The organism is Clostridium sp. AF32-7AC, from assembly GCF_003477925.1.
GTDB lineage: Bacteria > Bacillota > Clostridia > Lachnospirales > Lachnospiraceae > Otoolea > Otoolea fessa.
Window position 1 is genome coordinate 426,095 of the sequence record NZ_QUEG01000001.1, and the last position, 20,155, is coordinate 446,249.

The following is a 20,155-nucleotide window of genomic DNA, read 5'->3' on the forward strand; positions in this document are numbered from 1 at the left end:
ATAATAATAGTAAAGAAAGCAGTAACTGTTCAGTAGGTCTGCGCATTTACTGCGCTGACCGTACGAAAACATGGACCAGCAGACAAAAATCCCATTGCCGTAGGCAATTTTTAATGGATTTTGCGCGTGACTGTGAAGGTACTGAACAGTTACAGAAAGCGGAATATCAGTCAGGAGGTCGTTGTATGCAGTCGTTGGCAAAGGTGCAGGCGGGAGAGTCCTGTGAAATCAAGTGGATGTTTGGAAATGCGGATGTGATGAACTTTTTGGAGCGCTATGGAATCAAAGAAGGAAGCCGTATCCGGGTCCTTGGACGTGTGCTGGATGGTCTGATCATCGGAAATGGAAAGGTTCGGCTGGCACTGGGCGATGAAGTGGCAGAGCGGATTCAGGTGTAGGTTTGACGGTGATTGAAAGATTGTCGAAAATGTCATGTATTGAAAGAACGTCGAATCTGTCACGTGCAAGTTTGAGAAGGTCACGTTACTTGACATTTCTTCCCATTTATGCTATTCTACCAGATAGCACAAATGCAATGAACGGAAGTAGTAAGCCGCGAAATTTCTACAGAGAGCTGCCGGATGGTGTGAGGCAGCGGAAGGAAGCCGCCGAACTGGTCCGGGAGCAGCCTGTTGAAAGAAGTGTTTTTGAATACCCGAGTAGACAGAGCCGGTCATCCGCCGTTACAGGACGATGAGGAGCACACGGATTCCGTGTGAAATAGAGTGGTACCGCGCAGTTGGAATTTTCGCCCTGCGTCTCTATACAGGTAATGTAGAGACGCAGGGCGTTTTTGACGTTACCGGATTGAAAGAATGTCCGCAAGGGTTGGATGTTATGCAACTGCCAACGGACCAGTCGATTGCAATAATGAATCATCATTTTAGAGACTGGAGCCGGATTTTGACAGGAAATAGCAAAAAATCAGCGTGGGTTAAGCAGAAAACAGGAGGAACAAAGATGTCACAGTACAATCATACCGCCATTGAGAAAAAATGGCGCGAGAACTGGGAAAAACATCCCATCAATGTAAACGATGGAAAGAAAGAAAAATATTACTGCCTGGATATGTTCCCATATCCGTCCGGAAGTGGTCTGCACGTTGGTCACTGGAGAGGCTACGTTATTTCAGATGTATGGAGCCGTTATCAGCTGCTGCGCGGCAAATACGTGATCCATCCGATGGGCTGGGACGCATTTGGTCTGCCGGCAGAGAACTACGCGATCAAGATGGGCGTACACCCGGCTATCTCGACCGAGTCCAACATTAAAAATATTAAACGTCAGATCAACGAGATCGCAGCCATCTATGACTGGGATATGGAAGTAAATACCACAGATCCGGCATTCTACAAATGGACCCAGTGGATCTTCGTCCAGATGTTCAAAAAAGGTCTGGCATACGAGAAAGAATTCCCGATCAACTGGTGCCCGTCCTGTAAGACAGGTCTGGCAAACGAGGAAGTTGTCAACGGCTGCTGTGAGCGCTGCGGTACCCCGGTTACCAAGAAAAACCTGCGTCAGTGGATGCTCAAGATTACCGCGTACGCAGACCGCCTCTTAAATGATCTGGACAAACTGGACTGGCCGGAGAAGGTTAAAAAGATGCAGACTGACTGGATCGGTAAATCTTACGGTGCAGAGGTTGATTTCGGCGTAGAGGGACGCGATGAGAAGATCACCGTTTACACCACCCGCCCGGACACCCTGTACGGTGCAACTTTCATGGTACTGGCTCCGGAGCACGCGATGGCAAAGAGCCTGGCAACCGATGAGACCCGCGAGGCAGTAGAGAAATACATTTTCGATTCATCCATGCGTTCCAACGTAGACCGTCTGCAGGATAAGGAAAAGACCGGCGTATTTACCGGAACTTATGCAATCAACCCGATCAACGGTGCGAAGGTTCCGATCTGGCTGTCTGATTATGTATTAGCTGACTACGGTACCGGCGCTATCATGTGCGTACCGGCACACGATGACCGTGACTTCGAGTTTGCAAAGAAATTTAATATCCCGATCATCCAGGTTATCGCAAAAGATGGCAAAGAGATCGAGAACATGACTGAGGCGTATACCGAGGCGTCCGGCACGATGATCAACTCTGGCGAGTGGAATGGTATGGAATCTTCCGTACTGAAAAAAGAAGCGCCGGAAATGATTGAGAAGAGAGGTATCGGTCACAAGAGAGTCAATTATAAGCTGCGTGACTGGGTATTCTCCCGTCAGCGTTACTGGGGCGAGCCGATCCCGATCGTACACTGCCCGAAGTGCGGCAACGTACCGGTTCCGGAGGATCAGCTTCCGTTAAAACTTCCGGAGGTAGAAAGCTATCAGCCGACTGGTACCGGCGAATCCCCGCTGGCAGCCATCGACGAGTGGGTCAACACCACCTGCCCGTGCTGCGGAGCTCCGGCAAAACGTGAGACAAACACCATGCCGCAGTGGGCTGGATCTTCCTGGTACTTCCTGCGCTATGTAGATAACAAGAACGATAAAGAACTGGTATCCCGTGAGAAAGCAGACAAATATCTGCCGGTTGATATGTACATCGGCGGTGTTGAACATGCAGTACTGCATCTGCTGTATTCCCGTTTCTACACTAAGTTCCTGTGCGATATCGGTGTTATTGACTTCGACGAGCCGTTCAAGAAGCTGTTCAACCAGGGTATGATCACTGGTAAGAATGGTATCAAGATGAGTAAGTCGAAAGGCAATGTCGTATCCCCGGATGATCTGGTACGCGACTACGGCTGCGATTCCCTGCGTCTCTATGAGCTTTTCGTAGGACCGCCGGAACTGGATGCAGAGTGGGATGACCGCGGTATCGAGGGCGTATCCCGTTTCCTGAACCGTTTCTACAACCTGGTTATGACCAGCAAGGACAAAGACATCAAAGAGACCAAGGAAATGGTTAAACTGCGCCACAAACTGGTATTCGACATTGAGCAGCGTTTCGAGCAGTTCAGCCTGAATACCGTTATCTCCGGTTTCATGGAGTACAACAACAAGCTCATCGATCTGGCGAAGAAAGAGGGCGGCATCGACAAAGAAACCCTCAAGACCTTCACTATCCTGCTGGCACCGTTCGCACCGCATCTGGGTGAAGAGCTGTGGCAGGAGCTCGGCGGCACCGACAGTGTCTTCCATGCTTCCTGGCCGGAGTGCGACGCAGAGAAGATGAAGGATGACGAGAAAGAGGTAGCCGTTCAGATCAACGGCAGAGTCCGTGCGACCATCACCGTACCGGCAGACATCTCCAAAGAAGATGCGATCGCCGCTGGTAAAGAGGCTATCAAGGACAAGCTGACTGGAAATATCGTAAAAGAAATTTACGTTCCGGGACGGATTGTGAATATTGTTATGAAATAAATAAAAATGGTATGGGAAGAAGCAGAAGAATCTGTGACTTTTCTATGCAGATAAGGTCAGCGGCTATACAGGGGAGAAAAACTGTGTGGCCGCTGTTTTTTTGCCCGCTCCTTTTTCACGTGCCTGCTATTTGATTTCTTAAATGATAAAATTAAATTGAATATGGGAATATTTGTCAACCCGGACAATTCGGCGTTTCAATCAGCCCTGAATGCAAAAAGCATTCTTGATGAGGAAAAACTCATATGGAATGCTTTTTGCTGTCTATACGAAACATTCCATATGGCGCTTCTGGGAGGAAGCGAAGGTGTGGAGTACTATCGTTCAATAAAATTGTCTAAAAAGTCTACCAATTCAAAAGATAAATTTTATATCATAAATGCAACATAATAGCTTGTAGCTAGAAAAATCAGAATAAAAAATTTCGCAGAATATCTAGTTCTGCGAAAATAAAAGGTTTTATATGCAGAACCCAAATGCCGTATTGACAAAAACTTCAAAAGCAAAGGGAAATATTATATGAGAATTTCAGAAATTTTTGTTCAGAAATGATGACTTAATAATTTCATAAGAGATTCTTGGGAGAAACTTCTATTGAATTAACCTTGAAAGTATCGTATAATGATTGAAGATTTTCGCAGAACTAGATATTCTGCGAAAATCGCAAACATGAAAGGGAGAACGCCTGTATGTGGTACGTGGTGCAGACACCTGTGGGACGCGAGGCAGAAGCGGCAGAAAAACTGAATCATTTTTATCGGGATAAGGCTGAAAAGCCTTGTTTTGTGTTGTCCAAAGAACGGACCTGGCGGATGGGCGGTGTCTACTATGTAGATACGGAAGTCATGTTTCCGGGCTATGTGTTTGTGGACACGGCGGATGAGCCGGTTTTGGAAGACGGAGTGAAATGTCTGGCGGGGCTGGTTCGATTTCTGAATGCTGGTTCGGAAGCGCATCCATATGGAACGGCAGTCCCCTTAAAAAAAGAGGAAGAGAAATTTCTGAAAGAACTTCTTCGGGAGGATTCTTCTCACACCGTCCGGCGGTTTCTGGTGCGGGCAAATGACGCGGGGGAGATCAAATGGGCGGAAGGAGTGCTTGGTGAGATGCTGCCAAAGATCATCCGGAAGCGGCTGCGGAAACGAATCGTGACGATTCAGGCAGAACTGCTGAACGAAGCACGACAGGTAGAGCTGGCAATCCGGATGGAAGATGATCCGGAGGCAGTTTTCCCAAAGAAAGGACCCCTGAACCCTAAAAATCTTTCAGGAGATTTCCAGGAAAACGATTTTAGCCGGGTATCGGTCTCTGGAAAGAACCCATCAAAAAAGATAACAAGATTACATGGAGCGGAGAACGATGGAACAAAGCTGGCAGCAGAATAATGAGTATGAGTGTATGAAATATTCGGTTCTGATGCCGGTATATCACAAAGAAAATCCAGCGTATTTCTATCAGGCGGCAGCCAGCATGATGAATCAGACGATTCCTCCAGATGAATTTGTCCTGGTATGCGATGGACCGTTGACACCAGTGTTGGATGAAACGATCCAGACGATTGACCGGGAATGGCCGGGAGTTCTGCAGGTGCTTCGCCTTCCTGTATGCGGCGGAATCGCACGGGCGCTGGCAGCAGGTGTAGAAGCGTGCCGAAATGAATGGATCGCCCGCATGGACAGTGATGATATTGCCTGTCCGGATCGCTGTGAAAAGCAGCTGAAACGATATGCAGAAGAAGCAGCGGGCAAATTGCTGGGAAAGAAAGCAGAACAGGGGAAACTCGGACTTCTGAGCGGAAAAATTGCAGAATTTGCCGCAGCAGAAGTGCCAGAACAGGAAAATGTAGATAACCTAAATGCGCCAGATAGAGGTGAAATTGGAAGTGGGATGAATGGAAAATTGTTTCCGCCGGGCAGAATCACTGGAATTCGGTCACTTCCCTGCCAATATAAAGAAATTTTAACGTTTGCCAGAAAGCGCAATCCGATGAACCATATGGCCGTCATGATGCGGCGTTCAGCTGTGCTGGCGGTGGGAAACTATCATCCGGTTCCGGGGGCGGAGGACTATGAATTGTGGGTCCGTCTTTTGCAGGCAGGATATAAAGCAGAAAATCTTTCGGATATTCTGGTGTATGCGAGAACGGACAATGGGATGATCAAACGCCGCGGCGGTCTGTCCTATGCCAGGGCCGCTCTGAATCTGCAGAAAACGTTTTTTAAAAGTGGATTTTTAAATAGAAGAGAGTATCTGCGAAACTGCGTGATCCGCGTTACTGCAAGTCTGATTCCGGCATCCGTGCGTGGAATACTCTATCAGAAAAAATTGAGAGGAACGCTTTCTGAGGATGCTTAGTGTTCCTATAAAAAGAAACAGGCAGATTACCTGGAATAGAATTACACGTTGGGTTCTGTGGAGTTCGGCCTGAATAAAAACAAAAAGAAGAGGAACTATTTTGAGACAATATGAACCATTCAAACGACTGTTCCGTCTGATAGGTGCGCTGCTCCTGATGGGGGCAGAAGTTGGCGCTTATGGATATGTCTGGAACGGATATTTCAACAAAATGATCGAATTTCCGTTCTGGAGAAGAGGAAACTGGCTGATGATCGCCCTGTATGCGGGACTATTACTATTTTTCCTGCTGACTTACGGGGGATTCCGGATCGGATACCTGAAAAAAGGAAATCTGCTCTGTTCTCAGATCCTTTCGATCGGACTTTTAAATCTGATTACGTATATTCAGATTTCTCTGTTAGATAAAAAATTTCATGATCCCCGGATACTGCTTGGGATGACGGTTGTCCAGCTTTTGATTGCACTGATCTGGACGTTCCTGTTTCAGCAGATATACAGGATTCTGTTTCCGCCAAGAAGAATGCTTTTGGTATGCGGAGACCGTCCGGCCTTTCATCTGATGGAAAAGATTCATTCCAGAGAAGATAAATACTATCTGGAAACAGCCATTCATATCCGGGTTGGCATGAAAGCGATTCTGGAAGAAGCAAAAAAATACGACGCTCTGATCATCGGAGATATTCCGGCGAAGGATCGAAATGCGCTTTTAAAGAAATGTTTTGAGCAGGATATCCGGACCTACACGGTGCCGAAATTATCGGACATTCTGATCCGGACTTCCCAGGAATTAGATATCTTTGACAGTCCTCTGCTATTATCGAGAAATGATGGCATATCGGATCTTCAGCGATTTATTAAGCGGGCGATGGATTTCATCTGTTCGAGCATCGGAATCGTGGTATTATCCCCATTTTTCCTTCTGGTGGCGCTGTCGATCTACCTGACCGACCGCGGTCCGGTCTTTTACAAGCAGACCCGTCTCACAGAGGGCGGAAAAGAATTTCAGATCTGCAAATTTCGGACGATGATCCAGAACGCGGAGGCAAAAACCGGGGCGAGACTGGCAGCGGAACACGATGACCGGATCCTGCCGGTGGGACATTTCCTTCGGAGAACCCGCCTGGACGAGCTGCCGCAGCTTTTCAATATCTGGAAAGGTGAGATGTCGATCGTAGGACCGCGTCCGGAACGCCCGGAGCTGGCGGCGGAGATCGAGAAAGAAATCCCGGAATTCTGCTACCGCTTAAAGATGAAAGCCGGACTGACCGGATATGCGCAGGTCTATGGAAAATACAATACAACGTCCTATGACAAACTGAAACTGGATTTGACTTACATACGAAATTACTCTCTGCTTCTCGACCTGAAGCTCATCCTGATGACGCCGAAGATCATGATGCTCAAAGAGAGTACGGAAGGAGTCGCAGACAATGGAAAAGCTTCTGACAGTCGTCATCCCGGCGTATAACGCGGAAAAATATATCACATATACCCTGGATTCACTGTGCGCAGGATGCAAAGACCAGGATTTGAAAAAGAAAAATCAGAGCTGGACAGGAAATGAAACGGAATCAAACATTCAAACTGTATCAGCAAGAATGTCTGATTTTCAACCAGGTATGGATTGGTCCGAATACCTGGAAATATTGATTATAGACGATGGATCAAGGGATCAAACCGGTGCGATTGCTGATCAATATGCGGAGCGCTATCCGACCGTTGTCCGTGTCATTCATAAAGAAAATGGCGGTCATGGATCTGGGATCAACTGCGGCATCCAGAATGCATTGGGGCGATATATGAAAGTAGTCGATGCCGATGACTGGGTGGATCCGGAGGCATTGGATCATCTGATTGCTGCGCTGAAAAACTGTCGGGATGATGTGCTGGTCAGCGGTTTCTACTGGCGATTTGACAACCGAAGCGGAGAGGAAAGCTCCTTTCCGAAAAAAGCAGAAATTCCGGAACCATTTTCAGGGGTGAAATATGGGATTTCCTATGAATTCGATGGAATCGCAGATCAGATTTACATGAAAATGCATGGAATCACATGGAAAACAGAGATCCTGCGGAAGATGCCGCTTTCCATCGATGAACACTGCTATTACGTTGATGCCGAATACATCCTGTATCCGATTCCGTGGGTCAAGACCGTATCCTTTATCCCGGACTTTGTCTATCAGTACCGGATCGGCCGGGAAGGACAGAGTGTCAGCCCGGAGAAGATGATCAGGAATAAGGAAAATTATGACCGAGTGATGGAATCATTGCTGTCCTTTTACCGCCTGTATCAGGGCGGAACACTTACCGGAAAAGACGGAAAGAAGATTTCATGCACTCAGGAAAAGCTACAGTATCTTGAAAATGGAATCGCCAGGGTGGCAGCTGGGAGAGTGAAGATACTTCTGAGCCTTCCGGCTGGCAAGGAAGTAAAGCATGCATTGATGCAGTTTGAAGATGAATTACTTCGGGACTATCCGGAAATTTACCATGCGAACCGAAATAAGGCGGTGAAGCTGCTGCGGGTAAGCCGGTATGGGCTGTACCGGGCGGCGGTATGGGCGCTTGGGCGGAGCAGAAGGAAGTTCTAAATATGAAGATAGATCCGTCAGAGATATAAAGACAGATTAGAAACTATATAATTCTCAAAACATGGAATGAGGAACGGCAGTTCCTAAAAGGACTGAAAAGGAGACACAGCGGATGCGTCTACAAAATATACGATTTCCGGAAGCAGATATCTGTAGGGAAGAAGAACTGTATTTCCATCGAAATGGAGAATGGGTCGATTTCAATGGATATTTCAACCTTTTCTATATCGAAAAAAGGAAGAAGTACACAAACCAGGAAAGTTTGACGCTGCACCTGGAATTGAATGGCTGTCAGGCAATTCGTCTGATGCTGGATGAGAATATCATTCAGGAAAAGATGCTGACGGGGGGGAAAGAAACTCTGGATCTGGAGTTCCCATATCCGGAGACGGAAAAAGGAGTTTTCTGGTTTTCGGTGAAAAAGATAGGTGCCGGGAAAGAGACAGAATCGGAGAACGTGAAAAACGCGGAGACAGAATCAGCAGAAAATGCAGCTGCCAAAACGATAAAGGATACAAAGAAAAATATCGGTTTTGATATATCAAATCATATAAAAGGCTGGTATGAGGGAACTTGTCGGAATGAAAAACAGGTGCGGATCGCAGCGGTAGTCTGCACGTTTAAGAGAGAGCCGTATGTCCTCCGAAATCTGAAAAGTATCCTGCAATTTCTGGAACGACCAGAAATTGCTTCTTTAAAACTCTGCTATTGGCTGGTAGACAACGGAAGAACGCTTTCGGAACATGAAGAAATCAGCCGCCTGGCAGCCAGATATCCAGAAACCGTTCGAATCATACCAAACCGCAACGTCGGCGGCGCAGGCGGTTTCACCAGAGGCATGATTGAGGCGATCGAGGAAAAAGAACGTCTCGGATTAACGCATGTACAGCTGATGGATGATGATGCCGTCATGGATCCGGAACTGTTTGTGCGGGCGTATGGATTTTTGGGGATGCGGAAGGATGAGTGGGAGGATATCCGCTTGGGAGGTACGCTGCTTCGGGAAGATTATCCGTATATTTGTCAGGCGATGGGAGAGTGGTTTGAAGGATTCAATGTGACTAACCGCCTCGTCATGACAGATATGCGAAGTTTTCGTAACTGCCGGAAACCATTAATTGAAACACCGCAGGACGAATACCGGATGTATTCCGGTTGGTGGTGCTGTTGCTATTCCCTGAATACAGTTCGAAAAGATAATTTGCCGCTTCCGCTGTTTATTCACCGGGATGATATCGAATATGAGATTCGAAACAGAGAGACAGGCATTGTTTTCTTAAACGGATTCAATGTCTGGCATAAAGGGTTTGAAGTGAATTTTCTGGGAACAAACGCATATTACGATGTGCGGAATAACCTGATATTTGCGGCACTGCATGAACCGGATATGCCACGAATTCAGATGTGGAAATGGATCTCTAAATTTATCATAACAGCTGTTTTAAAGATGCGTTATGAAGAAGCCTATTTCTCCTGGCGGGGAGTGATAGATTTCATGAAAGGCCCAGAATGGCTGATGGGGACAGACGCAGAGCAGTTGAACAATCAGTTGAGAAAGCATCTTCCGGATACAGAGCCGATGGAAGTGGATGAGCAGCCAACATTAAAAGAATTACAGAGGTGCTATAACCCGGATCGGAATAAAAAACAGTTTTGGAAAAAGGTAACGTTCAACGGCTGGTTCCTGCCAGCAGATAAAGAAGTAGGTTTCTTACGTCCGTATGATGCACCGTTTTCGATTTTTCGAAAGAAGCGGATTGAATTGCGGGATACTGGGGCAAAAAAGAAGAGAGTGGCAGTCCGGGAAGAAAGACAGCTTTTCAAAGCAGCTATGTATTGCATAAATACTTGGCGGATTCTGATGGTTCAATATGGAAAAACTCAAAAAGAATATAAGACAAAATACGAAATATTAAAAAACGGAAAGCTCTGGATTGAAAAAATATTAACAAATAGAGGTTAGTATCCATTAGGAGAATTGAGAATGGGAAAGAAACAAATAGAATTATTTAAAAAATATAAACCGCTCATGAAGCAGTTGGTAATAAAAGATATTAAATTGAAATACCGGAGAAGTTTTCTGGGATATATATGGAGCATTCTGAATCCATTAATGATTATGATCATTATGGTAATTGTATTTCGTCAGATGTTTCGCTTTAATATTGAAAATTATCCGGTATATTTGATTATCGGTTCTACATTGTTTAGTTTTATGTCAGATGCAACCAGTCAGGCCATGTGGTCAATTATAGGAAATAGTGCATTGCTAAAAAAGACATATGTACCTAAATATATATTTGCAATATCCAAAATAACAAGCAGTTTCGTAAATACTCTATTTTCTCTTGGAGCTATGTTGATTGTATTTGTTGTGTGCGGTGTGAAATTTAATTTTTATATGTTTTGGATTCCGGTTGTGCTGATACAAATTTATATATTTAGTATTGGACTTGGATTGCTATTGGCGCAGGGATGTGTCTTCTTCCGAGATATTCAGCATATCTATGCAGCGGTCTTAACAGCGTGGAATTATCTTACACCAATTTTTTATCCAATTGAGCAGCTTCCAGAACAAGTACAGCATTTAATTAAAATATTTAATCCAATGTATTCATATGTAGTACAATTCCGGACCATTGTTTTAAAAGGAGTATTCCCTGATATTAAGTGGATTCTTTACGGATTTACGGTAGCACTTATATCGCTGGTTGTCGGAAGCATTGTTTTTTCTAAAACACAGGATAAATTTATTTTATATATTTAGACGAGGAAAAAATGAAACAGAATGAAAAAAATGAAATAGCAGTTGAAGTAAAGAATGTAACAGCCAGATTTAATATGGCTTCTGAAAAGATAGATAATCTGAAAGAATATTTTATTAAGCTTGTAAAACGAGAATTAATGTTTGAGGAGTTCCTTGCATTAAAAAACGTATCATTCAGTGTAAAAAAAGGTGAGTCCTGGGGGATCATAGGAATCAATGGCTCTGGAAAATCGACGTTGTTAAAGGTGATTTGCGGAATTTTAAAACCATATAAAGGAACAGTAACGGTAAACGGAACGATTGCTCCTTTAATTGAATTGGGCGCCGGTTTTGATGGTGATTTGACGGCCAGGGAAAATATTTACTTAAATGGAGCTGTTTTAGGGCATGACGAACAGTTTATGAAAGAGCATTTTGATGAAATAGTAGAATTTGCGGAGCTGGAAAATTTTTTAGATATGCCGATTAAGAATTATTCTTCCGGTATGGCAGCAAGACTTGGATTTGCGATCGCGACGGTGGTTAAGCCGGATATTCTGATTTGTGATGAGGTTCTTGCGGTTGGCGATTATGCGTTTCAGCGAAAATGTGAGAAAAGAATGAAAAAGATGCGAGAAGAAGGAACGACACTTCTGTACGTATCTCATTCGATGGAATCGGTTCGAAAAATCTGTGACAATGCTTTGTGGTTAGAAAAAGGAGTTGTCAGAGGTTGTGGAACCGTCCGTGAAGTATCAAGAGCGTATTTAAACAGCTTAAGTGGAAATAAAGGAGAGATGAAGGAAAAGGAGAAGGAAAATCCTTTTACTGATGAGACCTGCAGCTCACTGAGTATTTTCAGCGCTCCGGAGGCGAAAAGAGAAGGAACAGGACTGGTTCATTTTACTTCGATTGAACTGCTGGACAAAGAAGGAAAATCCAGTGCTTGTTTTGATACCGGAGATAAGATAACAATTCGTTTTCAATATGCAAGCAGAACCAAAAATATGCCGTTAAGTTTTGCATTTGGAATTGTTACAAAGGATCATACACCAGTTTATCGGACATCAACCGCATTGGAATATAAAAAAATGATTTTATCTGAGCATTGCGGAGTCATGGAATGTCATATTGATAAAAATTATCTTTTGGATGGTCAATATTATTTGGAAGCACGTATATGGGGAGAAAATTTAGTTCTTCATGACAGTCTGACAGATTTTATTGTGTTGGATATCAAGACAGCTGAGCGAAAAGAGCATGGATTTTTGGTAATGCCGCATGGATGGAACACATATCCAATAAAGTCATTTTTTGATCCGGAAACAAAATTCGGTTTTGAAATAACAGAACAGCAGAAAAAAGTATGGGCGATTGAATTGGAGATGGCAGATCGCCTGCTGACGGTGTGCAGGGAAAATAATTTAAAAATCTTCGCAGATGCAGGAACTATGTTGGGAGCAGTGCGCCACAAAGGATTCATTCCTTGGGATGATGATATGGATTTTGCAATGTTCCGGGAAGACTATGATAAGTTATGTGAGATTGCTCCCAGATATTTCACAGAACCGTATTTTTTTCAGAATGTGTACACGGATAAAAAGTATGTACATGGACATGCTCAGATTCGAAATAGCTATACAACTGGAATCCTAAGCGTAGAAGAAAGACAGAATAAAGAATTTAATCAGGGTATTTTTATCGATCTGTTTGTTTTAGAGAATGTTTCAAATGATGTACAGGTTGTAGAGAAGCAGAGAAGGAACTGTGATGTATTAAAGCAATTTATTGTTGAAACGACAGATGGAAGAGAATTTGAATGGCCGGAGGATTTTGAAATTCCAGAGGAGTTGAAAGAAAATCTGAGTACAGACAATTGCTGGAAATATATAGATGATATGTTCCGGTCAGTCAAAGAGAAAGATGCAGATAAGGTGGCACCTTTAAACTTTATTTTTGATACAGAAAAGAGAATCAGAGACCGCCATATGTATGATGAGACAATTTGGATGGACTTTGAATATTTGAAAATGCCGGTACCGGCTGGGTATGACGCATATCTGACAAATAGGTATGGAGATTATATGACGCCTCAGAATGTATCGAATACGCATGGAGGGGTAATTTTCGATACAGAGATGGATTACAAGGAGTATCTAAGTAAACTGAAATGCGATGAAAATTAGTATAAAGGGATTGTTTTATGCAGAAAAAGAAATTCAAAATCGGGTATACAACAGGCACCTTTGATTTGTTCCATGTAGGGCATTTAAATATACTGGAAAAAGCAAAGGAAAATTGTGAATACCTTGTTGTAGGTGTAAGCACAGATGAACTGGTAAAAGAGTATAAAGGAGAATTTCCCATTATTCCTTTTGAAGACAGACTTCGTATTGTAAAGTCATTGAAATGTGTAGATCAAGTAATTCCGCAGAAAACAATGAACAAGCTGGAGGTATTAACGGAAATTAATTACAACGTTTTATTTCATGGAGACGATTGGAAAAATACGAAGATGTACAATGAAATAGAAGAAAAATTGAAACAAAAGGGAGTTTCGTGTGTTTATTTTCCATATACAAAATCAGTTTCTACAAAAAGTATTAAAGAAAAAATAAGGGAAGAATATAAAGGCAGCGAAAGATGAAATGTTGGAAATACATATTAATGTTATGCGGATGCTGTGTATTATGTTCCTGCAGCAAACCAACTCAGGAAGCTAAATTTTATGACTATAATGTGATTGCTCATGCTGGAGGGGGAATAGATGGAAACATATATACAGATTCGTTAGAAGCACTCAATCAGTCCTATCAAAATGAGACAAGGCTATTTGATATTGATTTGAGGTTTACTTCGGATGATGAAATTGTACTGAGGCATGACTGGACACAAGTAGACTTAGGGCAGCCTGAATTTGAATATTTACAGCAGATTGAACGCCAGCCGAGTGAATATCTTCAAGAGCAGATACCAAGAGAATACCTGCCGACTTTAGAACAATTTAAACAAGCTCGCATCTTGTCAAAATATACACCGTTATCATTCAGAGATGTTGTAGATTGGATGAAATCCCATTCGGACGCGTATATGGTTTTGGATGTAAAAGAGGATGCAAAAGAAACATATACGTGGATTATTGAACATTTTAAAGAAAATGATGAAATGCTGAATCATTTGGTTGTTTCTTGCTATGATGTCCAGGACTTAGAGGATGTATTAAAAATATATCCATTTAAGAATATTATGTTAAGACAGCATGCAGTCTATCCAGACAAGTTTGATGAATTGCTTTCGAATTGTAATAAATACAAAGTTAAAGCAGTTAATATAAACTTACAATATGCTGATGATGAGAAAATAAAAGATATTAGGAGAGCTGGAATTAAGATTTTTTGGGCGGTGGAAAATGACTTTGAGGAATATAAAAGTAAATATTTAGGTGATGGAGTTGTGAGCGATTGGATTACGGAAGATGAAATAGGTAATGTGATAAATAAATGATATTGTGCTGATGTGATCAGTGCTTTATATGAAAGTGCAAAGATTTTGATAATGAGGTAAGTTATAAAGGAGAAAAAATGGCTTTAATATCAGTAATAATGCCGACTTATAAAGTCGAAGAATATTTTCAACAATGCATTGAGAGTGTATTAAATCAAACGCTAAAAGATATCGAAATTATTCCAGTTGATGATGGTTCGCCTGATAAGTGCGGAGAAATAATGGATTATTATGCTGAAAAAGATCATCGTGTAAAACCTATTCATCAGAAAAATGGGGGTTACGGAAAAGCTGTTAATAGTGGATTTGATAAGGCTTCAGGAAAATATGTTGCAATTGTTGAAACAGACGATTTTATTGAGCCCAATATGTTGGAAGTTTTATACAAAGCAGCTGAAAAACATCAGGCCAATGTTGTTAAGGCGGGGTTTAAAAAACTATATCAAGATGGTGGAAGTTGTGAAGTAAAACCCCCATTTCCTTTTTATGAGCCTGAGGTGATAGTAGAGCCATGTTATTCTAACGATTTGATGTTAATGGAATCATCTATATGGGCGGCACTTTATCGCAGAGATTTTTTAGAGAATAATCAAATTAGAATGATTGAATCGGCTGGAGCAGCGTATCAAGATGGAATTTTTAAATTTATGATATATTCATCCACCAAAACAGTTGTGTGTATACCTGATGCGGTATATGACTATCGAGTTATGACAACAAATTCTTCAAGTAAATCATCGAAGAACTGGGATGCAGAATTTAAGAATTATGCACAGATAAAAAAATGGCTGATGGAGCATAAAAAATTTGAGATTTTTAAAAATGCTTTTTATTTGCATGGGTATTTTGATTTTTTGTTCCATTATAATCGTTTGGATGATAAAACGCAAAAAAAATTTTTAGAGAAGGCAAAAGAATTTTATAAAGAGGGAAAAGAAGCTGGAGTTGGATTAGATAATGCACGATTCCAAAGATGGGAAATGCGAGATTATTATTATAAAACTGTATATCCATTTTTAAAACAATTTGAAACAGGGATAGTTGTAAATGAAGATGGTCGTAGAAAACATGATTTAACGAAAAATATTCTAAGGGTCATGTATCATACAAGAATGGGTGATTTTATATGGACAAAATTTAATCAATTCATGCATAGACCTTTTATATGGAATAAATTACATGAGGGAGAAGTTCAAATAGATGGTAATTCAAATCGATTATATTGCATGGATTTTGATACAGGAATATTTGAATTAGAACCTGTGGGAGAAGGGAAAAAAGCACTTGTAATTGTGCCATGGTATTCTGAAAATGCAGCAATTCATAACATTGAAAATATTGCCGAAATGTTAAAAAAGAGAAAATATCAAATGCATTTGTTTTTGTATTATAATGAGTTTAGACCTGATAATATAAATAGAAAAGTTTGGGATAGAGTTTTTTATCAACATGCATCAAATCCATATTTTTCGCATACTAATGTTTCACCTAATTGTGCGGATGGGGATTATATAGATGATTGGGTTGATGATGAATTTTTACAATCGATAGTCCGAATGAATGAACATTATCATTACGATCTTTGCATGGCAAATTATTTATTTTATTCAAAAGCATTTGAGGTTTTGCCAAATGCAAAGAAAGTATTATATACACATGACAAATTTACAAAACATAATGAATCATTAAAAAAAGCGGGTTTTCCAGAGTGGAGTTTTTGGTTTGGGGTAAATACGGAAAGAGAAGAAGCACGTGCACTTAAACGGGCAGATATTGTTTTGGCATCACAGGAAGAAGATGCAACGTTTTTTAGAAAAATAACAAATTATCAAACGAAGGTAATTACATATCCATTCGTTCCTGCATGCCATTATATTGATGAAAAAAGGAATGATAATAAATATGAAGAAGATTTAATAAAAGTAGGATATTTGGCTTCTTCAAATCCGCCTAATTATTTTGCTATTAAGAAATTAATATCGGATCTTGCAAATAACAAAAAAATACAATTAAATATTGCGGGTGGGGTTTGTAATATGCTTTCATCATTAAAGGTTCCAGATAATATAAGAATTTTAGGATATATTGATGACTTGAAAAAGTTCTATTCCTCATATGATATATACATCAATCCTGATACTTTTTATTCTGGATTGAAGTGTAAGACATTAGAAGCAATGTCATATGGAGTGGCTATTATTTGTACAAAAATTGCAGCAACTGGACTTGGATTAAAAGAAAAATATCATCAATTAGAAAGTGAAAAAGAGTGTGCTAAATATCTTATGGAACTTACAAATTATGAAGATGATGTTCGGAAAAAGACTATTGATGATATTAGAAAAGAGAGTATTCATCAATACAATTTATTTATTGAAAGATATCCATTGGATAAACTAATGGATGATATTCTAAAAAGCTAATTGTCTTCATAAAATATGAAGTTTGAATTTATATAGGAGAAAATTATATGATAATTACAAAAACACCATTTCGGATGTCTTTTTTTGGCGGTGGAACAGATATCCCAGAACATTTTTATGAAAATAGAGGGGCAGTTTTATCTACGACGTTTGATAAATATTGTTATGTAAATGTCCGTCATTTACCGCGTTTCTTTGAATATAAAACACATTTGACGTATTCGAAAATGGAATATGTAAATGAAAATAATGAGATAAAGCATCCGGCAATTCGAAATGCAATGAATATGCTTAATATGCATGAGATACGTTTAGTATATGAGGCAGATTTGCCAGCTAGATCGGGACTTGGAACAAGCAGTTCTTTTGCGGTGGGAATGTTAAATGCTTTTTATGCATTAAAGGGTAAATATGCGGATAAAAAGAAATTAGCAGATGAAGCTATTTATTTGGAGCGAGAACTTTGTAAAGAGGCAGGCGGATGGCAAGATCAAATAGCTGCGTCATTTGGAGGTTTGAATCGGATCGATTTTTCTGGAAATGAATATGATGTAAGGCCAATTGTGATTTCACCGGAAAGGAAGAAACAATTAGAAAATAATTTGTTGTTATTTTTTACTGGTTTCACGCGATTTTCTTCTGAAATACAAGCAGTTAATAATGTGGCTGCAAAAAGTAAATCAGAATATCTTTCAGAAATGTATGATTTGGTAGATGAAGCGGAACAGGTATTGGTAAATAAAAATAGAAATATTGATGATTTTGGAAAATTGTTAGATACTACATGGAAGTTAAAAAAGCAAACGGGCTCGAAGATATCTACTTCTTCTATTGATCGATTATATGAACTTGGAATAAAAGAAGGTGCTTTTGGAGGGAAACTTTTAGGTGCTGGAGGAGGCGGATTTCTTGTTTTTTATGTTCCGGAAGAACGACAAAGTAGAGTGAAAGAAGCAATGAAAGATTTGGTACATGTCCCATTCAAGTTTGAAGAGGGTGGTACAAAAATTATTCATTATACACCAGAAGAATACACAGAGACAAGATAAAATAGTGAAAGCTATTAATAAAAAGTATGAAGAAAAAGTTTTAATATTTTATTTATAGACAGAATTGTGTACATGCTTTGTGTGTGCAAAAGTAAAACGTATAGGAGAATGAATGAAAAATAAGTGTGAATATATTGAATTGTGTAGGTTTGTTGGCGCAATTATAATATTATGTCATCATTCATATACATTGATGGATCGTACGATTTTTTTGGGAGGATGGGCATTTGTAGAGTTCTATTTTATATTAACGGGATATTATACAACGAGTCATTTTGTCAAAAAAATGGAAAAACATAAAGTTGAGTACGATGAAATGTTTTTTTATGTAAAAAGTAAAATAAAAAAATTGTATCCTTATGCAGTAGGGGGGGGGTGCTGTTCAGCTTTTTGAATGTTATTACAAAATGCTCTGAAAATGACAGAGGCGTAGCTTCCTTTTCATTAATATATAATTTATTATTGTTAAAAGGAAGTGATATAGCAAATTCTTCTTATACCTATGATCCACCTTTGTGGTATATTACGCATTTGATTTTGTTTTTGCCGTTGATTATAATTTTAATGGTCAAAAATGAAAAAATTTATAAGTATTTTTTATGCTGGTTTATTCCTATTATGTTATATGCATTGTGCATGGATTATATGAAAAAAATTGCAATTTGGGAAGGCGGAATATTTCAGTGCTTTAGAGGAATCGCTGGATTGACTGTTGGAAGCGCATTGTTTTATATGACAAGATATTATAAAGAAAAAGATGATTTCCCTAAAATGTTATTTCGTATAGCGAGTGTGATTGGATTTATAGGCTTTATTTTTATTACTGTTTTTTTTAGAAATGGTGGAATTGATATTTCAGCGGAGATAATTGCCTATTTAATTATAGTGATGTTTTTTACATTAATGAATGATGAAAATTATATAAAAAATAAGCATATTTATTCGATATGCATTCATTTGGGTGAATTGGCACTTCCAATTTATTGCATCCATTATCCTATTCAAGATTGGATTCAAAGATTATTTCCTTTAAATGGATATTGGTTAAAATTAGGAATGTCAATCGTTTGGTCGGTAATGATTTCAGAATTGATGCTGTTAGTCTGTAAAAAATGGGGAGAACAGAAGAGAATAGTTCAGAAAGAAACAACTCTGTAAATTTGCATCTTTATAGTTATGGAGGAAAACATGAACACAACCCTCATCATCATGGCTGCCGGTATAGGTTCCCGTTTTGGAACCGGTATCAAGCAGCTGGCTAAGATGGCTCCGAATGGAGAGATTATTATGGATTTTTCGATTTACGATGCGAAGGAAGCTGGTTTTACAAAAGTTGTATTTGTAATTCGGAAAGCCATTGAGAAAGAATTTAAAGAAGTGATTGGAAATCGCTTATCTAAGGTTATGCCTGTGGAATATGTCTATCAAGAGTTAGAAGACTTGCCTGAAGGCTATCATGTTCCAGAAGGACGAGTAAAACCATGGGGAACCGGGCAGGCAATTCTGGCTTGTAAAGATGTTGTGAAAGAACCATTTGTGATCATCAATGCAGATGATTATTATGGGAAAGAAGCTTTTTCGAAGCTTCATGAGTTCCTGCTTTCTGGAAATACAGATGCGGATAAGATAAATCTGGCAATGGCAGGCTTTTCTTTAAAGAATACGCTGAGTGAAAACGGAGCGGTTACCAGAGGTGTCTGCGTGGCAGATAAGGCGGGATTCTTGAAAGAGGTCGTTGAAACGACGGGAATTCAGTGTGTAGATGGAAAAATCCAGTGTGATAATGCGAAGGTAAGCAAATGGATCACACCGGATACGATGGTATCCATGAATATGTGGGCCGGATATCCGGATTTTTTGCGGTACATAGATGAAGGATTTGCCAGATTCCTTGATGCATTAGGGGAAAATCCGGAGAAGAAGGAGTATCTTCTCCCAAATATTGTGGCGGAATTGCTTGAAAAGAAGTTAGCTTCCGTAAAAGTTTTGAATACGCCGGACAGATGGATTGGAATTACTTATAAAGAAGATATAGAACCGGCGCAGGAGGGATTCCGACAGATGATAGAGAGTGGATTATATCCGGAAAATTTGTGGGATTAGGATAAAGTA

At 40.4% G+C, this 20,155-nt stretch carries 16 protein-coding genes, 1 pseudogene and 1 other annotated feature; all 17 genes and pseudogenes read left to right on the forward strand.

Annotated features, from left to right (window positions below):
• Nucleotides 1-185: 185 nt before the first annotated feature.
• Nucleotides 186-398, forward strand: coding sequence for a ferrous iron transport protein A (locus tag DWZ45_RS02010; protein ID WP_022360163.1), 213 nt, complete (start codon nucleotides 186-188; stop codon nucleotides 396-398).
• A gap of 128 nt (nucleotides 399-526) precedes the next feature.
• Nucleotides 527-765, forward strand: a binding site (T-box leader).
• Between the two features lie 195 nt (nucleotides 766-960).
• Nucleotides 961-3,372: a leucine--tRNA ligase gene (leuS, locus tag DWZ45_RS02015; RefSeq protein ID WP_022360162.1), complete on the forward strand. Its 2,412-nt coding sequence runs from the start codon at nucleotides 961-963 to the stop codon at nucleotides 3,370-3,372.
• A gap of 689 nt (nucleotides 3,373-4,061) precedes the next feature.
• On the forward strand, nucleotides 4,062-4,757 hold the full coding sequence (locus tag DWZ45_RS02020; RefSeq protein ID WP_118467350.1) for a transcription termination/antitermination NusG family protein: 696 nt from the start codon (nucleotides 4,062-4,064) through the stop codon (nucleotides 4,755-4,757).
• Nucleotides 4,732-5,727 carry a glycosyltransferase gene (locus DWZ45_RS02025; protein ID WP_181986184.1) on the forward strand — a complete coding sequence of 332 codons (996 nt, stop codon included), beginning with the start codon at nucleotides 4,732-4,734 and terminating at the stop codon, nucleotides 5,725-5,727. The genes DWZ45_RS02020 and DWZ45_RS02025 overlap by 26 nt, the downstream gene beginning before the upstream one ends.
• 100 nt (nucleotides 5,728-5,827) lie before the next feature.
• Nucleotides 5,828-7,198 carry an exopolysaccharide biosynthesis polyprenyl glycosylphosphotransferase gene (locus DWZ45_RS02030; RefSeq protein ID WP_118467352.1) on the forward strand — a complete coding sequence of 457 codons (1,371 nt, stop codon included), beginning with the start codon at nucleotides 5,828-5,830 and terminating at the stop codon, nucleotides 7,196-7,198.
• Nucleotides 7,161-8,321, forward strand: coding sequence for a glycosyltransferase family A protein (locus DWZ45_RS02035; RefSeq protein WP_118467354.1), 1,161 nt, complete (start codon nucleotides 7,161-7,163; stop codon nucleotides 8,319-8,321). The genes DWZ45_RS02030 and DWZ45_RS02035 overlap by 38 nt, the downstream gene beginning before the upstream one ends.
• A gap of 112 nt (nucleotides 8,322-8,433) precedes the next feature.
• Nucleotides 8,434-10,284, forward strand: a complete 1,851-nt coding sequence (locus DWZ45_RS02040; RefSeq protein WP_118467356.1) for a glycosyltransferase — start codon at nucleotides 8,434-8,436, stop codon at nucleotides 10,282-10,284.
• Between the two features lie 21 nt (nucleotides 10,285-10,305).
• Nucleotides 10,306-11,088, forward strand: coding sequence for an ABC transporter permease (locus DWZ45_RS02045; RefSeq protein ID WP_118467358.1), 783 nt, complete (start codon nucleotides 10,306-10,308; stop codon nucleotides 11,086-11,088).
• Nucleotides 11,089-11,099: 11 nt separating this feature from the next.
• Nucleotides 11,100-11,822, forward strand: a pseudogene (locus tag DWZ45_RS14780) (ABC transporter ATP-binding protein); the annotation flags it as partial.
• A 42-nt stretch (nucleotides 11,823-11,864) separates the two neighbouring features.
• A complete protein-coding gene (locus DWZ45_RS14785; protein WP_333491332.1) occupies nucleotides 11,865-13,253 on the forward strand; it encodes a LicD family protein in 1,389 nt (462 codons plus the stop codon).
• A gap of 17 nt (nucleotides 13,254-13,270) precedes the next feature.
• Nucleotides 13,271-13,714 carry an adenylyltransferase/cytidyltransferase family protein gene (locus DWZ45_RS02055; protein ID WP_118467362.1) on the forward strand — a complete coding sequence of 148 codons (444 nt, stop codon included), beginning with the start codon at nucleotides 13,271-13,273 and terminating at the stop codon, nucleotides 13,712-13,714.
• Entirely contained in the window at nucleotides 13,711-14,571 is an 861-nt protein-coding gene (locus tag DWZ45_RS02060) for a hypothetical protein (protein ID WP_147353093.1), read from the forward strand. Before DWZ45_RS02055 ends, DWZ45_RS02060 begins: the two co-directional genes overlap by 4 nt.
• A 77-nt stretch (nucleotides 14,572-14,648) precedes the next feature.
• A complete protein-coding gene (locus DWZ45_RS02065; RefSeq protein ID WP_118467366.1) occupies nucleotides 14,649-16,994 on the forward strand; it encodes a glycosyltransferase in 2,346 nt (781 codons plus the stop codon).
• 47 nt (nucleotides 16,995-17,041) lie between these two features.
• Nucleotides 17,042-18,043 carry a kinase gene (locus DWZ45_RS02070; protein ID WP_118467368.1) on the forward strand — a complete coding sequence of 334 codons (1,002 nt, stop codon included), beginning with the start codon at nucleotides 17,042-17,044 and terminating at the stop codon, nucleotides 18,041-18,043.
• Nucleotides 18,044-18,155: 112 nt separating this feature from the next.
• Entirely contained in the window at nucleotides 18,156-18,437 is a 282-nt protein-coding gene (locus tag DWZ45_RS02075) for a hypothetical protein (protein ID WP_118467370.1), read from the forward strand.
• Nucleotides 18,434-19,201: an acyltransferase family protein gene (locus DWZ45_RS02080; RefSeq protein ID WP_182426614.1), complete on the forward strand. Its 768-nt coding sequence runs from the start codon at nucleotides 18,434-18,436 to the stop codon at nucleotides 19,199-19,201. The genes DWZ45_RS02075 and DWZ45_RS02080 overlap by 4 nt, the downstream gene beginning before the upstream one ends.
• A gap of 30 nt (nucleotides 19,202-19,231) precedes the next feature.
• The gene (locus DWZ45_RS02085) at nucleotides 19,232-20,146 is read left to right on the forward strand and encodes a sugar phosphate nucleotidyltransferase (RefSeq protein ID WP_118467373.1); all 915 of its coding nucleotides are present in this window, start codon (nucleotides 19,232-19,234) and stop codon (nucleotides 20,144-20,146) included.
• Nucleotides 20,147-20,155 lie beyond the last annotated feature (9 nt).

Bases quoted from the DNA above. Each gene is read 5' to 3' on its own strand.
- DWZ45_RS02010 (WP_022360163.1), top strand. From the start codon at position 186: ATGCAGTCGTTGGCAAAGGTGCAGGCGGGAGAGTCCTGTGAAATCAAG.
- leuS (WP_022360162.1), top strand. From the start codon at position 961: ATGTCACAGTACAATCATACCGCCATTGAGAAAAAATGGCGCGAGAAC.
- DWZ45_RS02020 (WP_118467350.1), top strand. From the start codon at position 4,062: ATGTGGTACGTGGTGCAGACACCTGTGGGACGCGAGGCAGAAGCGGCA.
- DWZ45_RS02025 (WP_181986184.1), top strand. From the start codon at position 4,732: ATGGAACAAAGCTGGCAGCAGAATAATGAGTATGAGTGTATGAAATAT.
- DWZ45_RS02035 (WP_118467354.1), top strand. From the start codon at position 7,161: ATGGAAAAGCTTCTGACAGTCGTCATCCCGGCGTATAACGCGGAAAAA.
- DWZ45_RS02040 (WP_118467356.1), top strand. From the start codon at position 8,434: ATGCGTCTACAAAATATACGATTTCCGGAAGCAGATATCTGTAGGGAA.
- DWZ45_RS02045 (WP_118467358.1), top strand. From the start codon at position 10,306: ATGGGAAAGAAACAAATAGAATTATTTAAAAAATATAAACCGCTCATG.
- DWZ45_RS14785 (WP_333491332.1), top strand. From the start codon at position 11,865: ATGAAGGAAAAGGAGAAGGAAAATCCTTTTACTGATGAGACCTGCAGC.
- DWZ45_RS02055 (WP_118467362.1), top strand. From the start codon at position 13,271: ATGCAGAAAAAGAAATTCAAAATCGGGTATACAACAGGCACCTTTGAT.
- DWZ45_RS02060 (WP_147353093.1), top strand. From the start codon at position 13,711: ATGAAATGTTGGAAATACATATTAATGTTATGCGGATGCTGTGTATTA.
- DWZ45_RS02065 (WP_118467366.1), top strand. From the start codon at position 14,649: ATGGCTTTAATATCAGTAATAATGCCGACTTATAAAGTCGAAGAATAT.
- DWZ45_RS02070 (WP_118467368.1), top strand. From the start codon at position 17,042: ATGATAATTACAAAAACACCATTTCGGATGTCTTTTTTTGGCGGTGGA.
- DWZ45_RS02075 (WP_118467370.1), top strand. From the start codon at position 18,156: ATGAAAAATAAGTGTGAATATATTGAATTGTGTAGGTTTGTTGGCGCA.
- DWZ45_RS02085 (WP_118467373.1), top strand. From the start codon at position 19,232: ATGAACACAACCCTCATCATCATGGCTGCCGGTATAGGTTCCCGTTTT.